Below are 24071 nucleotides of genomic sequence, written 5' to 3' on the forward strand. Positions count from 1 at the left end.
ACGCCCGGTTACATTCCGAACCCGGAAGCTAAGCCTTTCAGCGCCGATGGTACTGCAGGGGGGACCCTGTGGGAGAGTAGGACGCCGCCGAACAAATTTTAAAAAGCCGCTGCCCCCGAGTCTGTTGACTCGGGGGCAGCGGCTTTTTTGCGTTTATGGTCAGATCATGCGCTATGAACTGGTCATCTTCGACAATGACGGCGTCCTCGTGGACAGCGAGCCGCTCTCGAACAGGATTCTTTCCGGATACCTGACGGAGCTCGGGCACCCCACGACGTACGAGGACTCGCTCAGGGACTACATGGGGGCCGCCGTGCACCGGGTGCACGACCTCGTACTGGAGCGGACCGGTCAGGAACTGCCGGTGGACTTCGGGGACCGGCTGCACGAGCGCGTCTTCGCCGCGTTCGAGCAGGAGCTGCGGCCCGTCCCCGGGGTGGAGGACGTGCTCGCCGACCTGGTCGCCGAAGGCGTGCCGTACTGCGTGGCGTCGTCCGGGAGTCACGAGCGGATCCGGGTCGGGCACCGCAGGACCGGGCTCGACGAGTGGTTCGAGGAGGAGTGGATCTTCAGTTCCGAGGACGTCGGGAAGGGGAAGCCGGCGCCGGACCTGTTCCGGTACGCGGCGGAGCGGATGGGGGTGGCGGCCGGGCGGTGCGTCGTCGTCGAGGACAGCCCGCTCGGGGTCCAGGCCGCGCAAGCCGCGGGGATGGACGTGTACGGGTTCACCGCGATGACTCCCGCCGAGCGGCTGGCGGGGGCCAAGGGGTTCTTCTCGGACATGAAGGAGTTGCTCGGGCTGCTCGGCTAGGGTCGGGCCGAGATTGGGCGCGTGATCCATCTACCCACGGGTAGACCCGAGTCGTACTCTCACCGTTCATGACAGATGCGCGCCTGCGGCACGGCAGGGCTTCCTTGGCGTTGAGCTTCTTCGCGCAGGGGCTCGCCTTTGCGATCCTCGTGACCCGCATCCCCGCGTTGCAGAGGCAGTACGGGATGTCGGACGCGGTGCTTCCGGTCTTTCTGGCGGCGGTGCCGATCCTGGCGGGCGCGGGCAGCTTCGTCGCCGAGGCGGTGGCGAAGCGGGCGGGGCCGGCGGCCGTGCTGCGGTGGTCCCAGCCCATGGTGCTGCTGGCCCTCCTGGGGGTCGGGGCCGGGCGCGAGATGTGGCATGTCGCCGTCGCGCTCGGGGTGTTCGGGCTGGCGGTCGGCATGCTGGACGCGTCCATGAACATGCTCGGCGTCAGCCTTCAGCGGGCGTACGGGCGGAGCATCATGACCGGGTTCCACGCGGCGTACAGCCTCGGGGGAATCGTGGGGGCCTCGCTGGCGTGGGCGGGGGCGCACGGGGAGCTGTCGCTGCTCGCCCTCTACCTGCCGGTTGCGGGTGTGCTGGTGCCGGTGGTGCTGGTGGGGAGCCGGTGGTACGTCGACGCGGTGGACGGCGGGGAGGGGGAGGCGGCCGCGGCGGCGAAGGGGGCGTCGTTCTCGTTCAAGCTGTTGTTGCCGTTGTGCATGGTGATGGCTTTCGCGTACATCGGGGATTCGACGGTCTCCAACTGGAGTGCCAAGTACCTCCAGGACGTGCTGGGTTCGTCGGAGGCGCTGGCGACCGTTCCGTACAACCTCTACATGGTGACGACGTTGCTGGGGAGGGCCGTCGGGGACTTCGGGGTGCGGCGGTTCGGGGCGGCGGCCGTGGTGCGGGGTGGGGCGGTGGTGGCTGCCGTGGGGTTCGGGGTGGTGGCGGCGGCTCCGGGGGCGTGGGCCGGGATGGCCGGATTCACGCTGCTGGGGCTCGGGTTGTGCGTGATCGTGCCGCAGACCTTCGCGGCGGCGGGGCGGATGTTCCCGGGGGCGAGTGACCGGGCCGTGGCCCGGCTGAACGTCTTCAACTACGTGGGGTTCCTGGTGGGGTCGCCGTTGGTGGGGGCGATCGGGGACGCGTGGAACTACCGGGGGGCGATGCTCGTACCGATGGTTCTGGTGTTGGTGACGCTGGTGCACGCCCGCTCCTTCGCGGCGGAGGGCGACCGATACGGTGGCGGGCATGAGCGGCCGCGCACTGTTGATGTGGGATGACGCCGTCACGGCGTACGACTTCGGCCCGCACCACCCGATGGATCCGGTCAGGCTTGAGCTGACCATGGGGTTGGTGCGGGCCCTCGGGCTGGACGCGGCGGTGGAGGTGGTGGCCGCGCCGGCGGCGGGGGACTCGACGTTGCACCTCGTGCACCGGGAGGACTACGTCGCCGCGGTGCGGGCGGCGTCCGGTGCGCCGGGGGAGGCGGACGGGTCGTACGGGCTGGGGACCGTCGACGACCCGGCGTTCGCGGGGATGCACGAGGCGTCGGCGCTGATCGCCGGGCAGTCCGTGGGGGCCGCGGAGGCGCTGTGGCGGGGGGACGCGGCGCACGCGGTGAACTTCGCGGGCGGGCTGCACCACGCCATGCCCGGTTCGGCGTCGGGGTTCTGCGTGTACAACGACGCGGCGCTGGCGATCGCGCGGTTGCTGGAGATGGGGGCCGAGCGGGTCGCGTACGTGGACGTGGACGTGCATCACGGGGACGGGGTGCAGGCGGCGTTCTGGGACGATCCGCGGGTTCTGACGATCTCGCTGCACGAGCATCCGCGGCATCTGTTTCCGGGGACGGGGTGGCCCGAGGAGACCGGCGGGGAGGGCGCGGCGGAGGGCAGCGCGGTGAACGTGGCGCTGCCGGCCGGGACCGGGGACGCGGGGTGGCTGCGGGCCTTTCACTCGGTGGTGCCGGAGCTGCTGGCCGATTTTCGGCCGCAGGTGCTGGTTTCGCAGCACGGGGCGGACACGCACGTCGACGACCCGTTGGCGGATCTGGCGGTGTCGCTGGACGCGCAGCGGGCGGTGCAGGCGGCGTGTCATGAGCTGGCCCATGAGTACGTCGAGGGCGGGCGGTGGCTGGCGTTGGGGGGCGGGGGTTATGCGGTGATGGATGTGGTGCCGAGGGCGTGGACGCATCTGGTGGGGATCGCGGGGCATCGGCCGGTGGATCCGGAGGCGGAGGTGCCGGAGGTGTGGCGGGAGTGGGTCCGTTCGTTGCGGGGGGAGTCGGGGCCGGGGCGGATGACGGATGGGAGGACGGTGGCTTGGCGGGGGTGGGATGAGGGTTATGACCCGGGGGACCGGGTGGATCAGGCGGTGGTGGCGGCGAGGAGGGCGGTGTTTCCGTTGCGGGGGCTTTTGGCGTAGGGGGTACGGGGCCGGGGGCGGGGGCGTGCGGCCGGTGCGGGCGCTCGGGCCCGGGGCGGCGCCGGGGTGGGCCGGGGGCGGGAGGGGCCGCCCCTTGCCCGCCCTCCCCCGAGCTCTCGGCTTCGCTTGAGCAGGGGGCACCCCCTCGCACCCTTGGGGCGGCCCCGTCGCCCCAAGGGGGCCAGGGAGCCAGGGGATTGGGCTGATCGGTGGGGAGGGACGGGGTTCGGGGGACAGGGGGGTGGCGGGCGAGGAGCATGGTGGGGTGTTGAGTCGTGGGGCAGTGAAGGCGCACTTGTTGGCGGCGCGGTTGGCGGGGGCCGTGGCGACGTCGAGGGAGGTGAGTCTGCGGAGTTATCGGCTGTTCGGGGCCGGTGATCCGCGGGTGTTGCTCGGGTTGGAGCCCCAAAGGCGGTGGGGGGAGGGGGAGTTGGTCGACCTGATGGCGCGGAAGTGTGGTGTGTCGAGGGATCCGGGGTACCGGGTGGGGCCCGACGCGATTGATCCGGAACGGACCCTGGCGGCCCTGGACGCCTTCGCCGAGAGGGTCGGGGAGGCGGCCGCGCGGCGGGTTCCGGTGTTGTTCGGGACCGGCCATCCGCACCGGTTGCTCGATTTCTACGCCGAGTTGGCGGGGGCCATGTCGGCGGCGGGATGTGAAGTGCTCACCCCGGCGCGGGGGAAGCGTGTCGACATAACGACCCGGTTCGGCGTACGTACGTACAACCTTGACTACGTACGAGGAGTCGCGCTGATGCGCGAACCCGGCGCACAGGGCGGCGCGAGTGACCCCGGCGTGCACTCCCATTCTCCCCTGCCGATTCGGGTGGTTCTGGGGGCCGCGGCGGAGGGTGGCGGGCCCTTGCCCGGGCTGGTCGTCGGGGATCACGGTTGGGTCGTCGGCGCAGGTCAGCTCGGGCTTGAGGCGATCGGTCCGGCGGACGTGGACGACCCCGCGATGTTCGTCGGGGAGGCGGAGGGGCGGGTTGCCGTGGCCGTTCCGCTTGATGACGGTGTGCGGTCTGATTACTACCGACCGCTTACTCGCTATGTACTCAATCGAGCGTGTCTGTCACGGTAGCGGGCCGAACGCATCTCCTCTTCCCCACTCGCATCACCCGCCCCTAGTCTGGGGAGTGAGCGCACAGCGACGAAGAGTCACCGGAAGGGGAAGCCGGTGCGCGTCTTGTGCGGAAGGTACAGGTGGGTCATGACTGCTTCAGGCGAGAGGCCTCTCAACGAGGTCAAGTTTCTGACCGTGGCGGAAGTCGCCTCGGTGATGCGAGTGTCGAAGATGACCGTGTACCGCTTGGTGCACAGCGGTCATCTGCCGGCGATCCGGGTGGGCAGGTCCTTCCGGGTCCCGGAGCAAGCGGTTCACGAGTACCTCCGGGAGTCGTTCGTGGGGGTCGAGACGGCCTAGTCATGGCCTGGGCCGCCCTCGGATTACGTCCCTCACCCGGTGGGCGGTAGGCTAGGCCCTTGTAGGTCGTGTGGGCCCAGACGCCCCGCACCAGTAGAGAGAAGCGAGGGTAGTCGTGGGCTCTGTTATCAAGAAGCGGCGTAAGCGGATGGCTAAGAAGAAGCACCGCAAGCTGCTGAAGCGCACGCGCGTTCAGCGTCGCAACAAGAAGTAAGCGACGGCTTGACGCAGTACGCAGTTCGGAACGGCCCCCCTGCCGGCAACGGCAGGGGGGCCGTTCCGCGTTCCGGCCCCGGCACGCCCCCCGGCCCCGGGCGGGCCCCGGGTGGCCGAGAGTGCCGCGAGGACATCACAGGGCGACATCCAGGCGCTAACGTGGCCCGGGGAGACCCAGGAGACCCGGCCCGGCCGGCCGGGAGACCGACGGGGAGACCGAGGGGAAGGCGCTGATCTTGGGAAAGGTCGTGCTCGTCACAGGAGTGGCCCGGCAACTGGGGGGCCGCTTCGTGCGGCGCGTGCAGCGGGATCCGGAGGTGGACCGGGTGATCGGGGTCGACGCCGTCGTGCCCGAGCACCAACTGGGCGAAGCCGACTTCGTACGGGCGGACATCCGGCAGCCCGCGATCGCCCGGGTCCTCGCCGAGTACGGCGTCGACACGGTGGTCCACCTGGACGTCACCGGCACCCCGCTGGGCGGGGGCGGGGGCAGGGCGACCGTGAAGGAGACGAACGTCATCGGGACGATGCAGCTCCTCGGCGCGTGCCAGAAGTCGCCGACCGTGCAGCGCCTGGTGGTGAAGTCCACGACCAGCGTGTACGGGTCCGCGCCGCGCGATCCGGCCGCCTTCGGGGAGTCCACGCCGCCCAAGGCGCTGCCCAGCGGGGGCTTCGCGAAGGACGCCGTCGAGGTCGAGGGGTATGTGCGGGGGTTCGCGCGGCGGCGGCCGGACGTCGCGGTGTGCGTGCTGCGGTTCGCGAACATCCTGGGGCCCTGCGCCGATTCGCCGCTCTCCGAGTACTTCTCGCTGCCCGCGCTGCCGACCGTCTTCGGGTACGACCCGAGGCTTCAGTTCGTCCACGAGGACGACGTGGTGGAGGTCCTGCGGATCGCCGCGCACGAGCCCCGGCGCGGGACGCTCAACAGCGGGACCTTCAACATCGCCGGCGACGGTGTGCTGCTGCTCTCGCAGTGCGCGCGCAGGCTGGGGCGGCCGACCGTGCCGTTCCTGCTGCCTGCCGTGCGCTGGGTGGGCTCGGCGCTGCGGACGGTCGGGATGAGCGACTTCTCGCCCGAGCAGATACGGCTGCTGACGCACGGCCGGGTGGTGCGCACCGGGCAGATGCGCGAGACCCTCGGCTTCGAGCCCGCGTACACGACGGCCGGGACCTTCGAGGACTTCGCCCGCAGCCGGGGCCGGGGCCTGCTGCCGCCCGAGGTGCTCGCCCGTACGGTGGACAGGGCGGCAGGACGGGTCTCCGGGCTCGTCCGCGTCGTACGACCGGCAGGCGAGGCCTCGCCCGCCCGGCCCTCGTCCTTCGAAGCCCCGCCCGCCACGGAATCCAAGGAGCGCATCTGACATGGCCGACGCCAAGGTCATCCCCTTCGGTGACGAGCCCCGGTCGCGGCGCGGCGCGGGGAGCGCACGGGCGGGGGCCCACAAGCGTGGCGGCGCCCGCAAGAGCGGCTCGGCGGGTGCGCTCGCGCCCGTACCGCAGCAGCGGACGGCATCGGCCGAGGACGGCCCGCAGAAGCCCGCCGAGCAGCCGCAGGAGCAGGGCGACGGCTGGGAGCGGCGGATCGCGGGCGGGCTCGCCTTCCTGCGGCGGCGGCTGACCGGGGACTACGAGGTCGACGAGTTCGGGTACGACGAGGAGCTGACCGATCAGGTCCTGATGTCGATGCTCCGGCCGCTGTACGAGAAGTACTTCCGGGTCGAGGTGAAGGGCATCGAGAACGTGCCCGCCGAGGGCGGGGCGCTGATCGTCGCGAACCACTCCGGGACGCTGCCGCTGGACGGGCTGATGCTCCAGGCCGCCGTGCACGACGAGCACCCGGCGGGCCGGCATCTGCGGCTGCTCGCCGCCGACCTGGTCTTCGTGCTGCCCGTGGTGAACGAGCTGGCCCGCAAGGCCGGGCACACCCTGGCGTGCGCGGAGGACGCGCAGGCGCTGCTGGAGCGGGGCGAGCTGGTGGGCGTGATGCCCGAGGGGTTCAAGGGGATAGGGAAGCCGTTCAGCGAGCGGTACAAGTTGCAGCGCTTCGGGCGGGGCGGTTTCGTGTCGACCGCGATGCGGGCGGGCGCGCCGATCGTGCCGTGCTCGATCGTGGGCGCGGAGGAGATCTACCCGATGGTCGGGAACTCCAGGACGCTGGCGCGGGTGCTGGGGCTGCCGTACTTCCCGATCACGCCGACCTTCCCGTGGCTGGGGCCGCTGGGGGCGGTGCCGCTGCCGACGAAGTGGACGATCCAGTTCGGCGAGCCGATCGAGACGAAGGACTACCCGGCGGACGCGGCCGAGGACCCGATGCTGATGTTCAACCTGACGGACCAGGTGCGCGAGCAGATCCAGCACACCCTCTACAAGCTGCTCGTGCAGCGGCGGTCGGTGTTCTTCTAGGCGCCGACCGCCGCTGCACCGGCAATGTCCGTGTGGTTACCGCTTGTTGAGGTCCTCGCCGTCGATGCCCAGGCCCGGGAGCACGTCCGGGAGGATGGGCGGGATGGTGACGTCGGGGACGGCGGGCTTGGCGGGTTTGCCCGGCTTGCCGGGGGCGGGCGGGGCGGGCTTGTTGGACGGGGGGTCCAGCAGGTCGCCGGCGCCGCCGATCAGGCTCTCGGACGGCTTGCCGTCCGACGAGGCGGGCGGAGGGCTGCCGGGCTTGCCCTGGTGGGGGCGGCCCGGGGTGGTGCCCGGGGTGGCGGGACGGGTGCTGTCGGTGCGGTGCGGGGTGCCGGGGCGGTCCTTGTGGGTGCCGGGGGCGGACGGCTTCTGGTCGGTCTGCGGCAGCGTGGGCAGCAGTGGCCTGAGCGGGTTGACCTTCTGGTCTATGGCGTCGAAGACGGAACTCACCTGCGAGCCGACGTCGCCCAGCTGGGCCGGCAGCAGGCCGCGCAGGCTGCTCCAGCTTTCGCGGTGGGACTTGGCGAACGCGTCGAGGGCCTGGATGGGGCCGATGTTCCCGTCGCGTTCGTACGCCTCGTAGAGGAGCCGGTGGCCCTCGTCGACGTCGTGCTTCATCCCGTTCAACGTGCGTCTTACTTCGCCCAGTTGCTCGTGGTCGAGCTGAGCCGCTCTGCCCCGCTCCATGAGGCGTCTGGCCTCCTGGAGTCTGGTGGACGCCTGGTCGAGGTAGATCCGGCCGCGGTCGGACACGTCGTCCGCCATGGTCAGCTTCAGATCTTCCATGCCGCGCTTGAGCCCGTACAGCGAATCACCGGGGAGGGCGTTGGAGCTGGCGGCGGCGACGCCGCCGAAGGCTCCGGCCGCCACTCCGACGGTGAGGCCGCCCGCCGCGAGGCCCTTCGACCAGCGGGAGCGGGGGCGCAGCTTCCGGAGGGTGGCCCGGTGGGCCCCCCGGCCGGTGCGCTGCTCGGGCACCTGAGGACCCGTGGGGCCTTCCGCGGTGCCTTCCAGCAGCATGGCTTCCATGGCGGCGACGAGCTGGGCTCGTTGCACCACTTTGACCTCGGGGTCCATTTCCGGTGCGGGCAGGTCGCCAAGGCCCGCGACAAGGGAGAGCAGTGCTCCCTGGTCACCGGGCCCTTCGGCTGCTCCGGCCGTACCTTCGGGCTGTTCGGCCGCCGTGCCCTGGAGTTCCTGGTCCTCCAGGGCCTGGGCGAAGGCGTTGGCCCGCCGGTGCGCCGATACGTTAGCGATCACTGGCGGCACCTCCTCTCGTCATGACGATCGACTCCCCGGGTGGTCCGGAAGGTTGCACGCCATGAGCGCATCCACACGATGGAATGAGTGGCTGCGGGCATGGCGTGACCGCAGGGAGCCTGCATTCCGCACAACGAGCCGTTGGGCAGTTGGGTTACGGACGAAAGATGATCCGACTGCCGAAGGGTTCAGGTTTCGACAGACGGTGATCGAACGGTCACCTGGCGTCGTCGGGGAGCAGGCGGGCGAGAGTGCGGACCGCCCGGTACTGCAGGGTCTTGATCGCGCCTTCGTTCTTGCCCATGACGCGGGCGGTCTCGGCGACCGAGAGCCCTTGCAGGAAGCGGAGTGTGACGCACTCCTGCTGCTGCGGGTTGAGCTTGCGCACGGCTTCGAGGAGCGCCGCGTTGGAGAGGGACTCCAGGACGGAGTCCTCGGGGCTGCGCTCGACCTCGTTGGCGTCGAGCATTTCGCCCGTGGTCACTTCGAGCCGGAACCGGCTCGACTTGAAGTGGTCCGCGACCAGGTTCCGGGCGATCGTGACCAGCCAGGCGCCGAAGTCACGGCCCTGCCAGGTGAAGGTGGAGATCCTCCGCAGGGCGCGCAGGAACGTCTCGCTGGTCAGGTCTTCTGCCGTCGCCTTTCCGCCGACGCGGTAGTAGATGTAGCGGTAGACCGTGTCGCTGTACTGGTCGTAGAGGCGGCCGAAGGCATCGGCTTCGCCTCCCTGTGCGCGCTCGACGAGGTCCATCATGCGCGCGCTGTCGCTGTCGGCGGTGGGCCGACGGACGGTGGACGTGCCGGTGCCCGACCCGCCGCCGGCGCCGCGGCTACGTCTGCCGACGGCGGCACCGCCGTCGGCCAAGGCGTAGCAGGGTCCTGCGGGTAGAGGGGTGGCAAAGGCGGGGACGGCGTACGCGGTGGGGACGAAGCCGCGCAGTCGGTCGATGACCGTTGCGCGCAGCGTAGCCAGGCCCGAGGCGTCAACCCCGACGTGTGGGTACACGGGACTCCCAGAGGCAGAGCTTCCATCACGTGCAGTGCCGGACTGTTCACTCGTGATGCTGATGAATGGGTTCCGGAATGCGTCTGAGGAGAATAACGCTTCGTACAGGCAGCACTACACCCAGTTGCTCAAATCACCGTTTCCGTCGCTTCTGTTACGTCTGAGTGACGGTTCGGACAGCAGATAGTGAGCACTTGTTGATCGCTTCGCGTCGCGATCTGGCCGAATGCGGGATCTGTTGTGCCCGAGTGCCGGGAGGACGACTGGCCGGGCGATCCGGGGGTAAGCCTCGGGGATTGGCCGCCGAACGGCTGTGGCACGGAGAAGGGCCGGGCCCGTCCCCTGTGCGGGGGACGGGCCCGGCCCTTCTCCGTACGGAAGGGAGGGGAAGGCGGTACGGAGGGGACGGAGGCGGAGGTCCGTCAGTGGCGGCGGCGGTGCAGGGCGAGGGCGGCGGCGGTGCCGCCGGCCAGGGCGCCGACTCCGGCGGCGGCCGGGATGCCGACCTTCGCGGCCTTGCGGCCGGTGCGGTAGTCGCGCAGTCGCCACTCGCGCTCGCGGGCGTACTTGCGGAGCTTGGCGTCGGGGTTGATCGCGTAGGGGTGGCCGACGAGCGAGAGCATCGGGATGTCGTTGTGGCTGTCGCTGTACGCGGCGCAGCGGGTGAGGTCCAGGCCCTCGGCGGCGGCGAGCGCGCGGACGGCTTCCGCCTTCGCGGGGCCGTGCAGGGGTTCGCCGACCAGACGGCCGGTGTAGACGCCGTCGTGGGACTCGGCGACCGTGCCCAGCGCGCCGGTCAGGCCGAGGCGGCGGGCGATGATCGTCGCGGTCTCGACGGGGGCTGCGGTCACCAGCCAGACCTTCTGCCCGGCGTCCAGGTGGGCCTGGGCGAGGGCGCGGGTGCCGGGCCAGATGCGCTCGGCCATGTACTCGTCGTAGATCTCCTCGCCGATGGTCATCAGCTCGGAGACCTTGTGGCCCTTCACGATGGACAGCGCGCTTTCGCGGGCGTCCTGCATGTGCTCGGGGTCCTCGACGCCGGCCAGCCGGAACCAGGCCTGCTGCCAGGCGAAGCGGGCCAGCTCCTGGCGCTCGAAGAACTTCCGCTTGTACAGGCCGCGGCCGAAGTGGAAGATCGCGGCGCCCTGCATGACCGTGTTGTCGAGATCGAAGAAGGCGGCGGCCTGGGTGTCGCCGGGGACCGGGAACGCGGGCTCGGTCGGCTGCGCGGATTCCGTGGCTGCCGGGTCGGCGGCGCGGGCCGCTTCCAGGTGGTCGAGTTCCTGTGACGTCTTGCGTGCTGCTTCGGCTGCAGCCTCGCCCGCCAGCACGCTCCGTGCGGTCGCGGAGCGCCTACGGGGGGTGAGCCATCCCAGTGCGGCCATGTCGTGAGCATAGCGATTCTGTTCGGAACTTCCCGAGCGGGAGGGCTGCGGAGGTGTGAACTCTCCGCGTCCGGTCCGTTACGGCGCGCCCGGGCGGGTGTCGGCGGGGGCGGTCAGAATGGAGGGATGAGTCCTTTGCTGCGGCGGAAGAAGAAGGAGCCCGCGTCGGGTGAGCGGGTGGTGACGTTGATCGGTAAGCCCGGGTGTCATCTGTGCGATGACGCGCGGGTGGTGGTGGAAGAGGTGTGCGGGGGGATGGGGGTGCGGTGGGAGGAGCTCGACATCTCCGTGGACGCGGAGCTGCACCGGGAGTACTGGGAGCAGATTCCGGTGGTGCTGGTGGACGGGGAGCAGCACACGTTCTGGAAGGTGGACGGGGAGAGGCTGCGGCGGGCGCTCGGGGGGTGAGGGGGCTCGGCCTCCTGTGGATGTGCGGCCGGTGCGGGTGCCGGCGTGGAGGACGTCCGGGCGGGCCGGGAGCGGGCGGGCCCGTCGCCGAGGGGGCTGGGGGGAAGGGGGAGGGGGCGTAGCATCGGAGGTGGTTTGGGTGGGCTTGGGGGTTGGGTTGTGAGGAGAGTGTCCGGGTTTGCCCCCGAAGCGATGGCGACGTCACCGTGCGTGTTCTGGTTCCAGGGTGACGCGGCGTGAACGCGTGACCCCGGTCACTTTGCTTGGACAAATCGGACACAATCTTTGTGCACGCGTTCACAAAGACATAGCCTGCATCCGACGGGGCGGTCTTGGGACATACGGCCGCCTGCAGCCCCGCTCATCCCGCAGGAGCACCGTGGCAACTGGCCGAACTCACCGACCGGCGACCCGTAGCCGAGGCATTCCCGAGGCCACCGTCGCCCGACTTCCGCTGTATCTGCGCGCCCTCACCGCGCTCTCCGAGCGCTCGGTTCCGACCGTGTCGTCGGAGGAGCTGGCCGCGGCCGCGGGGGTCAACTCCGCGAAGCTGCGGAAGGACTTCTCGTACCTCGGGTCCTACGGGACGCGGGGCGTGGGGTACGACGTCGAGTACCTCGTCTACCAGATCTCGCGTGAGCTGGGGCTCACCCAGGACTGGCCCGTCGTCATCGTCGGCATCGGCAATCTCGGTGCGGCGCTGGCCAACTACGGAGGGTTCGCCTCGCGCGGCTTCCGGGTGGCCGCGCTGATCGACGCGGACCCCGCGATGGCCGGGAAGCCGGTCGCCGGGATGCCCGTCCAGCACACCGACGAGCTGGAGAAGATCATCGAGGACAACGGCGTCTCGATCGGCGTCATCGCGACCCCGGCGGGCGCCGCCCAGCAGGTCAGCGAGCGGCTGATCGCGGCCGGGGTCACCTCGATCCTGAATTTCGCGCCGACGGTGCTCCAGGTGCCGGACGGCGTCGACGTGCGCAAGGTCGACCTGTCGATCGAGCTGCAGATCCTCGCGTTCCACGAGCAGCGCAAGGCCGGTGACGCGGAGGCCGCGGCCGCCGCTGCCGCGTCCGTGCTGCCGCCCCGGGCCGCCGAGGGCACTCCCCGGAAGGGACCCGACGGCGACGTGCCCGCCGTGATGCCGGCATGAGTCTTCTGGTCGTCGGGCTGAGCCACCGCAGCGCGCCCGTCAGTGTGCTGGAGCGCGCCTCGCTGTCGGTGGAGGCGAAGGCGAAGCTGCTCCAGGACGCGCTGGCGTCGGAGCCCGCCGCCGAGGCGACGGTGCTCGCCACGTGCAACCGCATCGAGCTGTACGCGGACGTGGAGAAGTTCCACGCGGGTGTCGCCGAACTGTCCACGCTGCTGGCACAGCACAGCGGGGTGGGGCTGGAGGAGCTGACCCCTCATCTGTACGTGCACTACGAGGACAGGGCGGTGCACCACCTGTTCTCGGTGGCGTGCGGGCTCGACTCGATGGTCGTCGGCGAGGGGCAGATCCTCGGGCAGATCAAGGACGCGCTGGCGCTCGGCCAGGAACTGCACACCGCGGGCCGGCTCATCAACGACCTGTTCCAGCAGGCGCTGCGGGTCGGCAAGCGCGCGCACTCCGAGACCGGGATCGACCGGGCCGGACAGTCGCTGGTCACCTTCGGGCTGGAGCAGCTCGCCGCCGGCGCGCAGGTCGACGCCTGGGCCGCCGGGAAGCGGGCGCTGGTGATCGGCGCCGGGTCGATGTCCTCGCTGGCCGCCGCCACCCTGGTACGGGTCGGGGTCGCCGAGGTCGTCGTCGCCAACCGCACCGCGGCGCGCGCGGAGCGGCTGGCCGAGATCCTCAACCAGTCGGGCGGGTCCGCCAGGGCCGTGCCGATGGACGAGGTGGCCCAGGAGCTGACACGAGTCGACGTGGCGATCTCCTGCACCGGGGCGACGGGTCTGGTCCTCACCGTCGAGGACGTCGCCGCGGCCCTCGGTCTGGACGCCGCGGACGCGTCCGGCGGGGCCGAGCCCGGTCACGTACCGCAGATGCGGCACGAGGCCGACCCCAACTCCCTCGAACTGCACGCCGCGTGGGCCGACAACGGGGAGGCGGCCGCGCAGGCGCAGCCCCGGATCAGGCCGCTGGGCGACAGCGGGCGGGCCGTGCGGCTCGCGCTGCTCGACCTGGCGATGCCGCGCGACATCGACGGCGCCGCGCACCGCCTCGACGGGGTGCGCCTGGTGGACATCGAGTCGCTCGCCGACGCCTCGGCGGACGCCCCCATGGCCGCCGACGTGGACCGGGTGCGCCAGATCGTCGCCGACGAGGTGGCCGCCTTCGGCGCCGCCCAGCGTGCCGCGCAGATCACCCCGACCGTGGTGGCGCTGCGCAGCATGGCCGCGGACGTGGTGACCAACGAGGTGGCGCGGCTGGAGGGCCGGCTGCCGGGGCTGGACGCCAAGCAGCGGGCCGAGATCACCCAGACCGTCCGGCGGGTGGTCGACAAGCTGCTGCACGCGCCGACCGTACGGGTCAAGCAGCTGGCCAGCGAGCCCGGCGGCGCCGGGTACGCGGACGCGCTGCGCGAGCTGTTCGACCTCGACCCGCAGACGGTCGCGGCCGTCAGCCGGGCCGACGGGCCGAAGGGTCCGCAGGGCCTGCCGGGTCTGCCGGAACTGCCGGGGATGCAGAGTCCCGAGAGCGCCCTGCTGGGCGAAACGAACGACACCATGGGTGCCGAGAGCGCGAAGAGAGGTCGGGCATGACTGATGCCGTGAAGGCCGGTACGGCCTTGAAGCTGGGGACCCGGCGCAGCAGGCTCGCCATGGCCCAGTCCGGCCACGTCGCCGCGTGGGTGCGGGAACTCACCGGCCGCGACGTGGAGCTGGTGGAGATCACCACCTACGGCGACGTGTCGAAGGAGCAGCTCGCCCAGATCGGCGGCACCGGCGTCTTCGTCACCGCGCTGCGCGACGCGCTGCTGCGGGGCGAGGTCGACTTCGCCGTGCACTCGCTCAAGGACCTGCCGACCGCGCAGCCCGCGGAGCTGGCGCTGGCCGCCGTGCCGGTGCGGGAGGACCCCCGTGACGTCCTCGTGGCGCGGGACGGGCTGACCTTCGCGCAGCTCCCCGACGGGGCGCGGATCGGCACCGGTTCGCCGCGCCGGATGGCTCAGCTGAACGCGTATGCCCGCAGCCACGGGATGCGGATCGAGACCGTGCCGATCCGGGGGAACATCGACACCCGGGTCGGATACGTACGGAACGGCGAGCTGGACGCGGTGGTTCTCGCCGCGGCCGGGCTGCGCCGCATCGGCAGGGTCGAGGAGGTGTCCGAGTTCCTGGACACCGCGATCGTCCTGCCCGCCCCCGGCCAGGGGGCGCTGGCCGTCGAGTGCACGGCAGCCAATGCCGGCCTCGCCGCCGTGCTCGCCGAGCTCGACGACCCGCACACGCGGTTCGCCGTGACGGCCGAGCGTGCCCTGCTCGCCGCCCTGGAGGCCGGTTGCAGTGCTCCTGTCGGAGCCCTGGCCGACTTCTTGGTTGACGGGCAGATTGTCAATGAAATGCGCCTGCGGGGCGTCGTCGGCTCGACCGACGGCGCCGAGCTGGTGCAGCTGTCCACTACCGGTCCCGTACCCACGTCGCACCACGCCGCGGAGGCTCTCGGGCGCGAACTCGCGTCGGAGATGCTCGCCAAGGGTGCGGCCGGTCTTATGGGGGAGCGAGCACTTTGAGCCCCACACCTGCATCCTCGGCGTCCTCGGTGTTCTCTGCACCCGGGCACGTCACCTTCCTCGGCGCCGGTCCCGGAGATCCGGGCCTGCTGACGCTGCGCGCCGTCGAGGCGCTCGCGAGCGCGGACGTGCTCATCGCCGAGCCGGCCGTCCTCGACGTCGTACGCGCTCATGCCAAGGCAGGGGTAAGTACGCCGCAACTGGCCGTGGTTGACGACTCGTCAGTAACTCCGGGCACGCCTGCGATCCGGACGCCCATGTCGTCCAAGGTCGTGGTCAATCTTGTCATGGAGGCTGCGCGCAGCGGCAAGCGGGTGGTCCGTGCGGTCTGCGGCGACCCCGGGCTCGACGGCAACGCGGGCGAGGAGATGCTCGCGTGCGCGGCCGAGGGCGTCGCCTTCGAGGTCGTGCCCGGCGTCGCCACCGCGGTCGGCGTGCCCGCCTACGCGGGGGTGCCGCTGCGCGACGCCGGGGGCGTCGACGTGCGCTTCGTGGACGCGCGGACGGCGGACGAGCGGTGCTGGAGCGAGGTGGGCGCCAGTGACGCGACCGCCGTCGTGTCGACGACGCTCGACTCGGTCGCGGCCGCCGCGGGTGAGCTGGTCTCGGCCGGGCGCAAGCCCGACACCCCGATGACGGTCACCGTCGCGGGCACCACGACGCGTCAGCGGACCTGGAACGCCACCCTCGGCACCGTCGCCCAGGTGCTCAAGCAGGCCAAGGTGCTGCCCTCCCCGGAGGGCCACCAGCCCGTCATAGCCGTGGTCGGCGAGCGCGGTGCCGCCGACCGGCGCGAGCAGCTCTCGTGGTTCGAGTCGAAGCCGCTCTTCGGGTGGCGGGTGCTCGTGCCGCGGACGAAGGAGCAGGCGGCGTCGCTCTCCGACCAGCTCAGGTCGTACGGCGCCGTGCCGCACGAGGTCCCGACGATCGCCGTCGAGCCGCCCCGCACCCCGCAGCAGATGGAGCGGGCGGTGAAGGGCCTGGTCACCGGACGGTATGAGTGGATCGCCTTCACGTCCGTGAACGCCGTGAAGGCGGTGCGGGAGAAGTTCGAGGAGTACGGGCTCGACGCCCGGGCCTTCGCGGGGATCAAGGTCGCGGCCGTCGGCGAGCAGACGGCGGCCTCGCTGGTGGAGTTCGGGGTCAAGCCCGACCTCGTGCCCAGTGGTGAGCAGTCGGCCGCCGGCCTGCTGGAGGACTGGCCGCCGTACGACCCGGTCTTCGACCCGATCGACCGGGTCTTCCTGCCGCGTGCCGACATCGCGACGGAGACGCTGGTCGCCGGGCTCATCGAGCTCGGGTGGGAGGTCGACGACGTCACGGCCTACCGGACCGTGCGGGCCTCGCCGCCGCCGGCGGACACCCGGGAGGCGATCAAGGGCGGTGGCTTCGACGCGGTCCTCTTCACGTCGTCGAGCACCGTGCGCAACCTGGTCGGCATCGCGGGGAAGCCGCACAACGTGACCGTCATCGCGTGCATCGGCCCGGCCACGGCCAAGACCGCCGAGGAGCACGGGCTGCGGGTCGACGTGCTGTCGCCGGAGCCGTCGGTGCTGCGGCTGGCGGAGGCGCTGGCCGAGTTCGGGGCGGCCCGGCGGGCTGCGGCCCTGGAGGCCGGCGAGCACGTGGCGCGGCCGAGCGAGCGGCGGCCGGGTTCGCGCAGGCGGCGCACGACGTAGTCGGGTGCTTGGGGCAGGGGCGGTGCGCGGGGAGATCCCCGCGGGCCGCCCCTTTTCCGTACGCCTGCTCGTGTGCGTCTGCTCCCGGGCGTCTGCATCTCCTGCGTACGGGAAGGGGCTCAGCGGCGGTGGACGGCCGTGCCGCGGTGGCGGGCGCCGAGGGAGTGCAGGCACTCCAGGGCGTCCAGCAGAACGGTCCGGTTGTACCAGGCGAGCCACTGGCCGGCCTGGGCGCCGAGGGCGGCGAGGGTCTCGCTCTGCCCGGCGGAGACGCCCTTGATCGTGTGGCCGAGGTGTGCGGAGACCATGCCGACGCAGCCGCCCGCGGAGGTGGTGAGGGGCAGGCTGTGCACGGCGCGGGCGCCGGCGGCGAGGACCGCCCGGCGGGAGGCCTCGTCGAAGACCGGGTCGGCCTCGACGTCGTGGACGGTGACCTGGGCGACGTTGCGGGCGGCGAGGGAGCAGGCGGTGCCGTCGTCGCCGACGTGCGCGAAGAAGTCGACGAAGTCGTCGCTGAGGCCGGTGTGCTGCTCCAGGCGCAGGCCGCCGCGGACGCGGTCGGGGAGCTGGACGTTGCCCATCGAGGTGTCGAGCACGGCGAGGGCCTGGCTCAGTACGGAGCGCAGGACGGCGGCCTGGTGGGGCTCCTCGCGGCGGTTGTTCTCCCGGGCGGCGGGGAAGGTCAGCGGCGGCGCGGGCAGCCGGGCGCGCCGCGGGAACCAGAGGGGGCTGCGGGGATCGGGGCGGGGGGTGCGGACGACGGCCTCGACGAGCTGGCGCAGGCGGACGTTGTGCTGCTGGGAGGCGCGCTGGAGGAGGGCGAAGGCGGACTCGCCGTCGGGCAGGGAGTAGCGCTCCTGGAGGATGCCCTGGGCCTGGGAGACGAGGGGGTGGGTCTGGGCGCGGGCCCGGAGGTGGCGGAGCTCGCCGCGGAGGCGTTCGAGTTCGGGGTCCCGGGAGGCGCCGGGGGTGCGGGGGTCCGTCACGGGGCGGGTCCTTTCGGGGGCGGCCATGTCCGGGGGCTGGGGGCCTGGGCGACCCCCTAGCTGACCACACCGGCGGGACGGGGCGGGAGAGGGGTGGGCGGCGCCCCGGTGCTTCCGGGCGCGGTGGGCCGCGGGGGCCGACAGGCGGTCGGTAAAGGACGCCGGGCGGCGGGCGTAGCGTGGACGCATGACTGTGTATGGCTCTTTTCCGGGGGCTCGGCCCCGGCGGTTGCGCACCACTCCGGCGATGCGGCGCATGGTCGCCCAGACCCGGCTGGACCCGGCGGACCTGATCCTGCCCGCGTTCGTGCGCGAGGGGATCACCGAGCCGGTGGCCATCGGCGCGATGCCCGGGGTGTACCAGCACACGCTGGACACCCTGCGGAAGGCGGCGGCGGAGGCCGTGGCGGCGGGCGTCTCCGGGATCATGCTGTTCGGCGTCCCCGAGGACGCGAAGAAGGACGCGGCGGGCACGGCGGGCACCGACCCGGACGGCATCCTCCAGGTCGCGCTGCGCGCGGTGCGCGAGGAGGTCGGGGACGACCTCGTGGTGATGTCCGACCTGTGCCTGGACGAGTTCACCGACCACGGGCACTGCGGCGTGCTGGACGCGCGGGGGCGGGTCGACAACGACGCGACGCTGGAGCGCTACGCCGAGATGGCGCAGGTGCAGGCCGACGCGGGCGCCCACGTGGTCGGCCCGAGCGGCATGATGGACGGTCAGGTCGGGGTCGTGCGCGACGCGTTGGACGGGATCGGGCGGGAGGACGTGTCGATCCTCGCGTACACCGCGAAGTACTCGAGCGCGTTCTACGGGCCGTTCCGGGAGGCCGTCGGGTCCTCGCTCACGGGTGACCGCAAGACGTACCAGCAGGACCCGGCCAACTCCCGGGAGTCGCTGCGGGAGCTGGCGCTCGACCTGGAGGAGGGGGCGGACATGGTGATGGTGAAGCCCGCCGGTCCGTACCTGGACATCCTCGCGAAGGTCGCCGAGAGCGTGGACGTGCCGGTGGCGGCGTACCAGATCAGCGGCGAGTACGCGATGGTCGAGGCCGCCGCCGAGAAGGGGTGGATCGAGCGGGACCGGGCGATCCTGGAGACCCTGACGGGGATCAAGCGGGCCGGCGGGCAGATGATCCTGACGTACTGGGCGACGGAGGCGGCGGGGATGCTGCGCTGAGGGGGTGCGGTCGGCGCGGGTGACGCGCGGGTGCGGGTGCGGTGCCCGGGGCTCAGGTGAGGGTGGCGGCGTTGGAGTAGCCGCCCATGTAGTAGTCCACCGTGGCCCGTTTGCTGCACACCGACACCGTGCCGTGTCGCTGGAGGGACTGGCAGAAGGCCATGTCCTCGGTGGTCTCCAGGAGGCGCTGCCACACGGAGAATTCGGTGGGAAAGGGAATGCGGCGGTGGGTCCCGCGGCGGACCAGGAGTTCGTTCGTGTCCACGCGGCTCAGTGACTTGCCGTCCATCACGCGCATGGCGTCGCGCACCACCGCTGACCCCGGTACGAACACGCCCTGCTTGACCAGGGCGTCGTATGAAGCGGCTCGCCTGCCCGGGACGGGGTGCCAGGGGTCTTCGCCCGACGGGATGAAGTCGGATCCGTCGGCTTGGTGCAAGTGCCGCCAACTGTAGGCGACTTCGGCCTCCGGGTGGGCGTCGAGCGTGTCCACCAGTGTGCGCAGGTGGGCTGGGCGGTAGGCGTTGTCGTCGTCGAGGTGTGCGACGAACTCGCCGTGCGCGCGGGCGATACCGAGATTGCGCAGGCGGGACAGCCGGGCGGGCAGGTAGTCCGTCGGCGGGCCCGGGAGGTCGGCGGGCGTCACGTTGACGAACTCCGCGTGCGGGAAGTGCGTTCGGAGGGTACGGAGCGTTCCCGGGTCGGCCAGGTGGGGGCAGTCGTCGCCGATGACCACGTGGTGGACCGAGACGCCCTCCTGTCGGGCGACCGAGGCGAGCGCACGCATCAGTAGCTGCGGCCGCCCCTTGGTGGGGGTGACGACGGTGACGGTCGGGGGTGTGGTCCGGCGGGCAGGCACGAGTTCTCTCCTGGGGTGGCGGTTCGCTGGGCTCATGGCATGGGGTCGTTTCAGGGGCGGGGCGCGGAAAGGACGAGGGAAGCGTTGTTCCCGGAGAACCCGAAACTGTTGACGAGCACGTGGCGGGCCCGTGGCACGGCGATCGGCCCGACCGGTACCAGGAGGCGGTCGGGCAGTTCGAGCGGGGTACGGAGGCCGGGGGTGCCCGGTGCGGTCCGTTCGCGCAGGAAGCCGACGGCCGCAGCGACGCCCGCGAAGGCGGAGGCATGCAGCAGGTGGCCCACGGAACCCTTGTGGGACCCGACGGGCACGCCGTTCCAGCCGAGTTCGCGCGCGACGTCGCCGAGCGCGGCCACTTCGGCGCCGTCGCCCTGCGGCGTCCCCGTGGCGTGCGCCTGGACGTGGTCGACGGGGGGTTCTCCCGCCTCCCGCAGGGCGGTGCGCATGCACGTGCGGATGGCCCGGACCTCCGAGGCCGCGGCCCCCTGCCCGTCCACCAAGCATGCGGCCCCGCTCAGTAGCGCTTTCGGGGCCCTTCCCCGGGCCGCCGCGTGTCCGGCGCTCTCCAGGACGAACGCGCCACCGCCCTCGCCGACGGTGACCCCGTTCCGCGCGCCGTCCAACGGCCTGGCGCCCGTCGGGCTCAGTGCCCTGACGACGTCCATGCTGGCGTACTCGAAGCGGTTGAGGGCGCTGGCCCCCACCACGAGTGCGCACGGGCCCAGGCCCGCGAGCAGCCAGTCGCGGGCGAAGGCCGCGCCGAACGCGGCGGAGGCGCAGGCGTGGGACAGGTGCGTCACGGTCACGGCGGTGTGCGGGGTGCCGATCGCGTCGAGCAGCGCCGTCGGTGAGGGACCGGTGAAGTCGGTCCCGGTCCGGTCGGCTTCGTGCTGATCGGTCTCGTACGGGTCGGTGTCGTACGGCGCCTGGGAGACCACCACCACCAGGGACCCCGCCGGGAGGCGGTTGAGACCGGCGTCGGTGAGTGCCTGGCGGGCCGCGTCAGAGACGAGGCGCGCCTTGCGCGCGCCGGCCGGAACGGGGCAGGCGGCGAAGGGGACTTCGGCGACGACGTCACTCCGGTACGCGCCGGCGAGACGTGTGAGCCGCCCCAGTGCGCGCCGACCGTCGAGCAGTCCCCGCCAGAAGGCGTCGGGCCCGCTGCCCAGGGCCGTCACCAGACCGAGGCCCGTCAGTGCCACCGCGGTCATGAGGCCATGCCTTCCGCGGCGAGGGCACGCAGGCGCACCCGGTCGGGTTTGCCCGCTCCGGTCCGCGGCAGCTCGGCCATGATCCGTACGGTACGGGGGCGCATGTGGGGTGGCAGCAGCTTCCGGCACGTCTCCGCGACGTGACGGCGGGTGGCCGCCGCTTCGGGCCGGGTGCTCTCGGCGAACGCACAGATCGTGTCCCCCCGGTCGCCGACGCGCACACCGACCACTGCCGCGTCCAGCACACCGGACGCCGTGCGTACGGCCTCCTCGACCACGGCGGGGGCGACGGTCTCGCCGTTGACCACGAGGACCTCCTTGAGACGGCCGGTCACGCTCAGCCAGTCGCCGTCGAGGGCGCCGCTGTCACCCGTGCGCAGCCACCCGTCCTCGGTGAAGGCGGCCCGGGACAGCCCGTCGCCCCCGGTGTCCAGGTAACCGAGCATCTGGCTCGGGCTCAGGACCTGGATCTCCTTGGTTCCAGGGTCGAGCCGGGCTCTGACACCGTCCAGCAGCGTGCCCACCGTCGATGACCGCAGCAGGCCGGGAGCGTTCAGCGCCACGTTCGGGCCCGCCTCCGACAGGCCGTAGCCGTCATGGAGCGGGGCGCCGACCACGGAGCGGAACTCGTCGTGGAGGGCCGTGCCGAGCACGTCACCGCCACACCCCCGCACGCGCAGGCCGCGCAGGGCCCGTGCTACCGAAGCGTCCCGCGAGGCGGCGGTCAGCAGGACGCGGTACATGGCGGGTACGCCGTCCAGCGAGGTGATGCCCTCGCGGGCCGTCAGGTCCAGTACGCGCGCGGGCCGGAAGGCGGACTCGACGTACAGGTGCGCCCCCGTGTGCCGCCACACCCGCAGCACGCTGAAGCCGTAGGCGTGTGAGAGGGGCAGCGGCAGGAGGAGCCGGTCCTCGTCGGAGACGGCCAGGCGGGCGGCGGTGGCCGCCCCCTGGAAGCGCAGCGCGGACTGCGACAGGACAACGGCCTTGGGATCGCCCGAACTGCCGGAGGTCCAGAACACGGCCCCGGCCGTGTCGGGCAGCCCGACCGGCCGACCGGCTGAGGCGGTGACCAGGGGCCCGCCCGTACGTGAGGTGTGCACGGTTGCCGTCACCGCGACGCGGCGGGGTGCGCGGGCGCCGGCGAACAGGAGCGGAGCGCCCAGGCGTTCGGCGGCCAACGCCGAGACCACCGTGGTCAGGGGGTGTTCGCCGGTGAGGGCGAAGAGCCGTCCCCGGCCCACGCCCGCGTCGCGCAGTTGTGCGGCGGTGCGGTTGACGAGGGCAGCCAGCTCGCGCGGGACCACCCGCTCCCCGTCGATGGTCAGACGTGCCCGTGACAGGGGGTGGTACGTCATGAGGGCCGCACTTCGGACACGTCGGAGGGCCGCGCGGTGGGGGTGGGGGTCCTGTCCGGGCCGGTGGGGGCTTCCGCCTCCGTTCCCAGCAGGCCGCGCACGCCGACCGGGACGTCCGCGTCGTCCACCGGCACGGTGATGACCGCGGTCCTGCCGTCCGCCGTGACCTTCGCGGCCTCGGTGAGGGCGGCCCGCAGTTCGGCCCGCGTCCTGACCACCGCTGTCCAGCCGCCCGATGCCAGGACGGCAGCGGGGCCGAGCGAGGGCGCCCGGAACCGGGTCGCCCGGTCGTCCGCGCCGGCGCTCGTCCGCAACAGACGGGGCCACCCGTACCCCCGGTTGTCCAGCACCAGCACGGTGATGCCGCACCGCTGTTCCGCGGCGGTCGACAGGGCCGCCGTGCTCATCTCCAGGGCACCGTCCCCGCAGACGAGGACCGTGCGGCGCGTCGGGTCGGCCACGGCCGCGCCGACGGCGGCCGGCAGCCCGAAGCCCACCATGGTCTGCTCCCCCGGGACGATCACCCGGGTGTCCTCGCCGACGGTCAGTACGGGGAAGTGGTAACCCCACATGTCGTGCAGCCCGTTCTCCTGCACCACCGTCGTCGGCGTCTCGAACGTCTCCTGGAGCAGGCCCAGCGCCGAGCGGACCGTCAGCGCGGCATCGGCGGCCTCGTCGGGACCGGTGCTTCCGTACCTGCGGAACATCTCCGCCCGTACGGCGTGAACGCGTCCCGCACGCTCCCGCGCTGCTTCGTGGGACGGCGTGAGCCCCTCCAGGAGTTGCTCCAGGACGACACCGGCGTCGCCGAGCAGCGCCGCGGCCGGTTCCAGGGCGGCGAGGAACGCCTGGGACGAGGCGTCGATGTGGATCAGCTGCTTGGAGCCGAAGCTGTCCCAGCCCATCCGCGCCGTCTCCTCCAGCCGCGAACCGACCGCGACGACCACGTCGGCCTCGGCGAGCAGGGAGTCGGCCGGGGGCGTCGTGTACAACCCCACCAGCCCGCAGGCGAGCGGGTGGCGCTCGTCGAAGGCGCCGCGTCCGGCCGCGGTGGTGAACACGGGGGCGCCGAGCGCTTCGGCCAGCCGCCGCAGACCCGCATGCGCGTCGGGCGTTGCGCAACCACCCCCGGCGACCAGGACGGGAAACCGTGCCGCAGCGAGCAGGTTCCGTGCCCGGCGTACGTCTTCGGGGTCGGCCCCACCGCGTATTCGGCGTACGGGGTGCTGCGCGACCGGGGGTTCCACCACGCCGTTCAGCACCTCGTGGGAGATCTCGACGAGGACGACGCCGGGGGCGCCGTTGACCGCCAGGTGCACGGCGCGACGCAGCGCCCACACCAACTGCCGGGGCCGTTCCACCAGGAACCGCCACTTGGTCAGGGACGCGGCCATGCCCGCCTGGTCGGTGTACTGGAAGGCCCCCTTGCCGATCTCGTCGACGGGAACGCGCGTGGTGACCACGACGACCGGCGCGCCCAGGGAGGAGGCCTCCAGCAAGCCCGTCAGGGTGTTGGCGAAGCTCGGTCCCGACTCCACCGCGAGCACCGCAGGCCTGCCCGTGCCGGCCGCGTGGCCGATGGCGGCGCAGGCGCCGACGCGCTGGTCCCGCACGCCGACGACACGTAGACGCTGCTGTGCTTCGGCCGCGTCCATGAGCCCCGGTTCGTCCGAAGGGAGTCCGAAGACGACGTCGCATCCCGCGTCCGCGAGGGCCGTCGCGGCCACGTGCCAGGGGTGGGTCTGAGTCACAGTT

At 72.1% G+C, this 24071-nt stretch carries 22 protein-coding genes and 1 rRNA gene; 15 read left to right on the plus strand and 8 right to left on the minus strand.

The window, feature by feature from the left end:
• From rrf to ACZ56L_RS29000, 9 genes are all read left to right on the plus strand, one after another.
• A 5S ribosomal RNA gene (gene rrf, locus ACZ56L_RS28960) occupies positions 1-93 on the plus strand; the annotation flags it as partial.
• A 73-nt stretch (positions 94-166) separates the two neighbouring features.
• Positions 167-811: an HAD family hydrolase gene (locus ACZ56L_RS28965; RefSeq protein WP_471067293.1), complete on the plus strand. Its 645-nt coding sequence runs from the start codon at positions 167-169 to the stop codon at positions 809-811.
• 68 nt (positions 812-879) lie between these two features.
• Entirely contained in the window at positions 880-2082 is a 1203-nt protein-coding gene (locus tag ACZ56L_RS28970) for an MFS transporter (RefSeq protein ID WP_471067295.1), read from the plus strand.
• Entirely contained in the window at positions 2051-3226 is a 1176-nt protein-coding gene (locus tag ACZ56L_RS28975) for an acetoin utilization protein AcuC (protein ID WP_380837306.1), read from the plus strand. The genes ACZ56L_RS28970 and ACZ56L_RS28975 overlap by 32 nt, the downstream gene beginning before the upstream one ends.
• Positions 3227-3491: 265 nt before the next feature.
• Positions 3492-4307 (plus strand): phosphatase, encoded by an 816-nt coding sequence (locus ACZ56L_RS28980; protein ID WP_471067544.1) that lies wholly within the window; start codon positions 3492-3494, stop codon positions 4305-4307.
• Positions 4308-4436: 129 nt separating this feature from the next.
• Positions 4437-4649: a helix-turn-helix domain-containing protein gene (locus ACZ56L_RS28985; protein ID WP_185027739.1), complete on the plus strand. Its 213-nt coding sequence runs from the start codon at positions 4437-4439 to the stop codon at positions 4647-4649.
• A gap of 115 nt (positions 4650-4764) precedes the next feature.
• Entirely contained in the window at positions 4765-4863 is a 99-nt protein-coding gene (locus ACZ56L_RS28990) for a 30S ribosomal protein bS22 (RefSeq protein ID WP_003948845.1), read from the plus strand.
• Positions 4864-5101: 238 nt separating this feature from the next.
• Positions 5102-6226: an NAD-dependent epimerase/dehydratase family protein gene (locus ACZ56L_RS28995; RefSeq protein ID WP_471067298.1), complete on the plus strand. Its 1125-nt coding sequence runs from the start codon at positions 5102-5104 to the stop codon at positions 6224-6226.
• A 1-nt stretch (position 6227) separates the two neighbouring features.
• Positions 6228-7268 carry a lysophospholipid acyltransferase family protein gene (locus ACZ56L_RS29000; protein ID WP_471067300.1) on the plus strand — a complete coding sequence of 347 codons (1041 nt, stop codon included), beginning with the start codon at positions 6228-6230 and terminating at the stop codon, positions 7266-7268.
• Positions 7269-7304: 36 nt separating this feature from the next.
• On the opposite strand, the gene ACZ56L_RS29005 is transcribed toward ACZ56L_RS29000, so the two are convergent.
• From ACZ56L_RS29005 to ACZ56L_RS29015, 3 genes are all read right to left on the minus strand, one after another.
• Positions 7305-8531, minus strand: a complete 1227-nt coding sequence (locus ACZ56L_RS29005; RefSeq protein WP_401756979.1) for a DUF5667 domain-containing protein — start codon at positions 8529-8531, stop codon at positions 7305-7307.
• Between the two features lie 217 nt (positions 8532-8748).
• Complete coding sequence (locus ACZ56L_RS29010; protein WP_189821292.1) at positions 8749-9537, minus strand: ECF subfamily RNA polymerase sigma factor, BldN family; 789 nt, start codon at positions 9535-9537, stop codon at positions 8749-8751.
• A 422-nt stretch (positions 9538-9959) separates the two neighbouring features.
• Complete coding sequence (locus tag ACZ56L_RS29015) at positions 9960-10922, minus strand: HAD family hydrolase (RefSeq protein WP_468686307.1); 963 nt, start codon at positions 10920-10922, stop codon at positions 9960-9962.
• Positions 10923-11048: 126 nt separating this feature from the next.
• On the opposite strand from ACZ56L_RS29015, the gene ACZ56L_RS29020 reads away from it, so the two are divergent.
• The 5 genes from ACZ56L_RS29020 to ACZ56L_RS29040 all read left to right on the plus strand — a co-directional run bounded on the left by ACZ56L_RS29020 (position 11049) and on the right by ACZ56L_RS29040 (position 16722).
• On the plus strand, positions 11049-11330 hold the full coding sequence (locus tag ACZ56L_RS29020) for a glutaredoxin family protein (protein ID WP_345229117.1): 282 nt from the start codon (positions 11049-11051) through the stop codon (positions 11328-11330).
• 379 nt (positions 11331-11709) lie between these two features.
• Complete coding sequence (locus ACZ56L_RS29025; RefSeq protein WP_345229116.1) at positions 11710-12480, plus strand: redox-sensing transcriptional repressor Rex; 771 nt, start codon at positions 11710-11712, stop codon at positions 12478-12480.
• Entirely contained in the window at positions 12477-14072 is a 1596-nt protein-coding gene (locus ACZ56L_RS29030) for a glutamyl-tRNA reductase (protein ID WP_471067304.1), read from the plus strand. The genes ACZ56L_RS29025 and ACZ56L_RS29030 overlap by 4 nt, the downstream gene beginning before the upstream one ends.
• A complete protein-coding gene (gene hemC / locus ACZ56L_RS29035) occupies positions 14069-15043 on the plus strand; it encodes a hydroxymethylbilane synthase (RefSeq protein WP_345229114.1) in 975 nt (324 codons plus the stop codon). The genes ACZ56L_RS29030 and hemC overlap by 4 nt, the downstream gene beginning before the upstream one ends.
• Positions 15040-16722: a bifunctional uroporphyrinogen-III C-methyltransferase/uroporphyrinogen-III synthase gene (locus tag ACZ56L_RS29040; protein WP_345229113.1), complete on the plus strand. Its 1683-nt coding sequence runs from the start codon at positions 15040-15042 to the stop codon at positions 16720-16722. Before hemC ends, ACZ56L_RS29040 begins: the two co-directional genes overlap by 4 nt.
• A gap of 119 nt (positions 16723-16841) precedes the next feature.
• Here ACZ56L_RS29040 and ACZ56L_RS29045 read toward each other — a convergent pair whose 3' ends face one another.
• The gene (locus tag ACZ56L_RS29045) at positions 16842-17708 is read right to left on the minus strand and encodes an ANTAR domain-containing protein (protein ID WP_468686308.1); all 867 of its coding nucleotides are present in this window, start codon (positions 17706-17708) and stop codon (positions 16842-16844) included.
• A gap of 187 nt (positions 17709-17895) precedes the next feature.
• Between ACZ56L_RS29045 and hemB the strand changes: the two genes are divergently transcribed.
• Positions 17896-18888, plus strand: a complete 993-nt coding sequence (gene hemB / locus ACZ56L_RS29050) for a porphobilinogen synthase (protein WP_345229111.1) — start codon at positions 17896-17898, stop codon at positions 18886-18888.
• 52 nt (positions 18889-18940) lie between these two features.
• On the opposite strand, the gene ACZ56L_RS29055 is transcribed toward hemB, so the two are convergent.
• Genes ACZ56L_RS29055 through ACZ56L_RS29070 form a run of 4 tightly spaced genes read right to left on the minus strand, consistent with a single transcriptional unit; the run spans position 18941 to position 24067 of the window.
• Positions 18941-19747 (minus strand): glycosyltransferase family 2 protein, encoded by an 807-nt coding sequence (locus ACZ56L_RS29055; protein WP_471067308.1) that lies wholly within the window; start codon positions 19745-19747, stop codon positions 18941-18943.
• 50 nt (positions 19748-19797) lie between these two features.
• Positions 19798-20958: a beta-ketoacyl synthase N-terminal-like domain-containing protein gene (locus tag ACZ56L_RS29060; protein WP_471067310.1), complete on the minus strand. Its 1161-nt coding sequence runs from the start codon at positions 20956-20958 to the stop codon at positions 19798-19800.
• The gene (locus tag ACZ56L_RS29065; protein WP_471067312.1) at positions 20955-22316 is read right to left on the minus strand and encodes a class I adenylate-forming enzyme family protein; all 1362 of its coding nucleotides are present in this window, start codon (positions 22314-22316) and stop codon (positions 20955-20957) included. Before ACZ56L_RS29065 ends, ACZ56L_RS29060 begins: the two co-directional genes overlap by 4 nt.
• Positions 22313-24067 carry a thiamine pyrophosphate-binding protein gene (locus ACZ56L_RS29070; RefSeq protein ID WP_471067314.1) on the minus strand — a complete coding sequence of 585 codons (1755 nt, stop codon included), beginning with the start codon at positions 24065-24067 and terminating at the stop codon, positions 22313-22315. The genes ACZ56L_RS29065 and ACZ56L_RS29070 overlap by 4 nt, the downstream gene beginning before the upstream one ends.
• Between the last annotated feature and the right edge of the window lie 4 nt (positions 24068-24071).

This window comes from Streptomyces sp. NPDC039736 (genome assembly GCF_055596485.1).

Excerpts from the sequence above, each read along its gene's own strand:
- ACZ56L_RS28965 (WP_471067293.1), top strand. The coding sequence starts at position 167 with ATGCGCTATGAACTGGTCATCTTCGACAATGACGGCGTCCTCGTGGAC.
- ACZ56L_RS28970 (WP_471067295.1), top strand. The coding sequence starts at position 880 with ATGACAGATGCGCGCCTGCGGCACGGCAGGGCTTCCTTGGCGTTGAGC.
- ACZ56L_RS28975 (WP_380837306.1), top strand. The coding sequence starts at position 2,051 with ATGAGCGGCCGCGCACTGTTGATGTGGGATGACGCCGTCACGGCGTAC.
- ACZ56L_RS28985 (WP_185027739.1), top strand. The coding sequence starts at position 4,437 with ATGACTGCTTCAGGCGAGAGGCCTCTCAACGAGGTCAAGTTTCTGACC.
- ACZ56L_RS29000 (WP_471067300.1), top strand. The coding sequence starts at position 6,228 with ATGGCCGACGCCAAGGTCATCCCCTTCGGTGACGAGCCCCGGTCGCGG.
- ACZ56L_RS29015 (WP_468686307.1), bottom strand. The coding sequence starts at position 10,922 with ATGGCCGCACTGGGATGGCTCACCCCCCGTAGGCGCTCCGCGACCGCA.
- ACZ56L_RS29020 (WP_345229117.1), top strand. The coding sequence starts at position 11,049 with ATGAGTCCTTTGCTGCGGCGGAAGAAGAAGGAGCCCGCGTCGGGTGAG.
- ACZ56L_RS29030 (WP_471067304.1), top strand. The coding sequence starts at position 12,477 with ATGAGTCTTCTGGTCGTCGGGCTGAGCCACCGCAGCGCGCCCGTCAGT.
- hemC (WP_345229114.1), top strand. The coding sequence starts at position 14,069 with ATGACTGATGCCGTGAAGGCCGGTACGGCCTTGAAGCTGGGGACCCGG.
- hemB (WP_345229111.1), top strand. The coding sequence starts at position 17,896 with ATGACTGTGTATGGCTCTTTTCCGGGGGCTCGGCCCCGGCGGTTGCGC.
- ACZ56L_RS29060 (WP_471067310.1), bottom strand. The coding sequence starts at position 20,958 with ATGACCGCGGTGGCACTGACGGGCCTCGGTCTGGTGACGGCCCTGGGC.
- ACZ56L_RS29065 (WP_471067312.1), bottom strand. The coding sequence starts at position 22,316 with ATGACGTACCACCCCCTGTCACGGGCACGTCTGACCATCGACGGGGAG.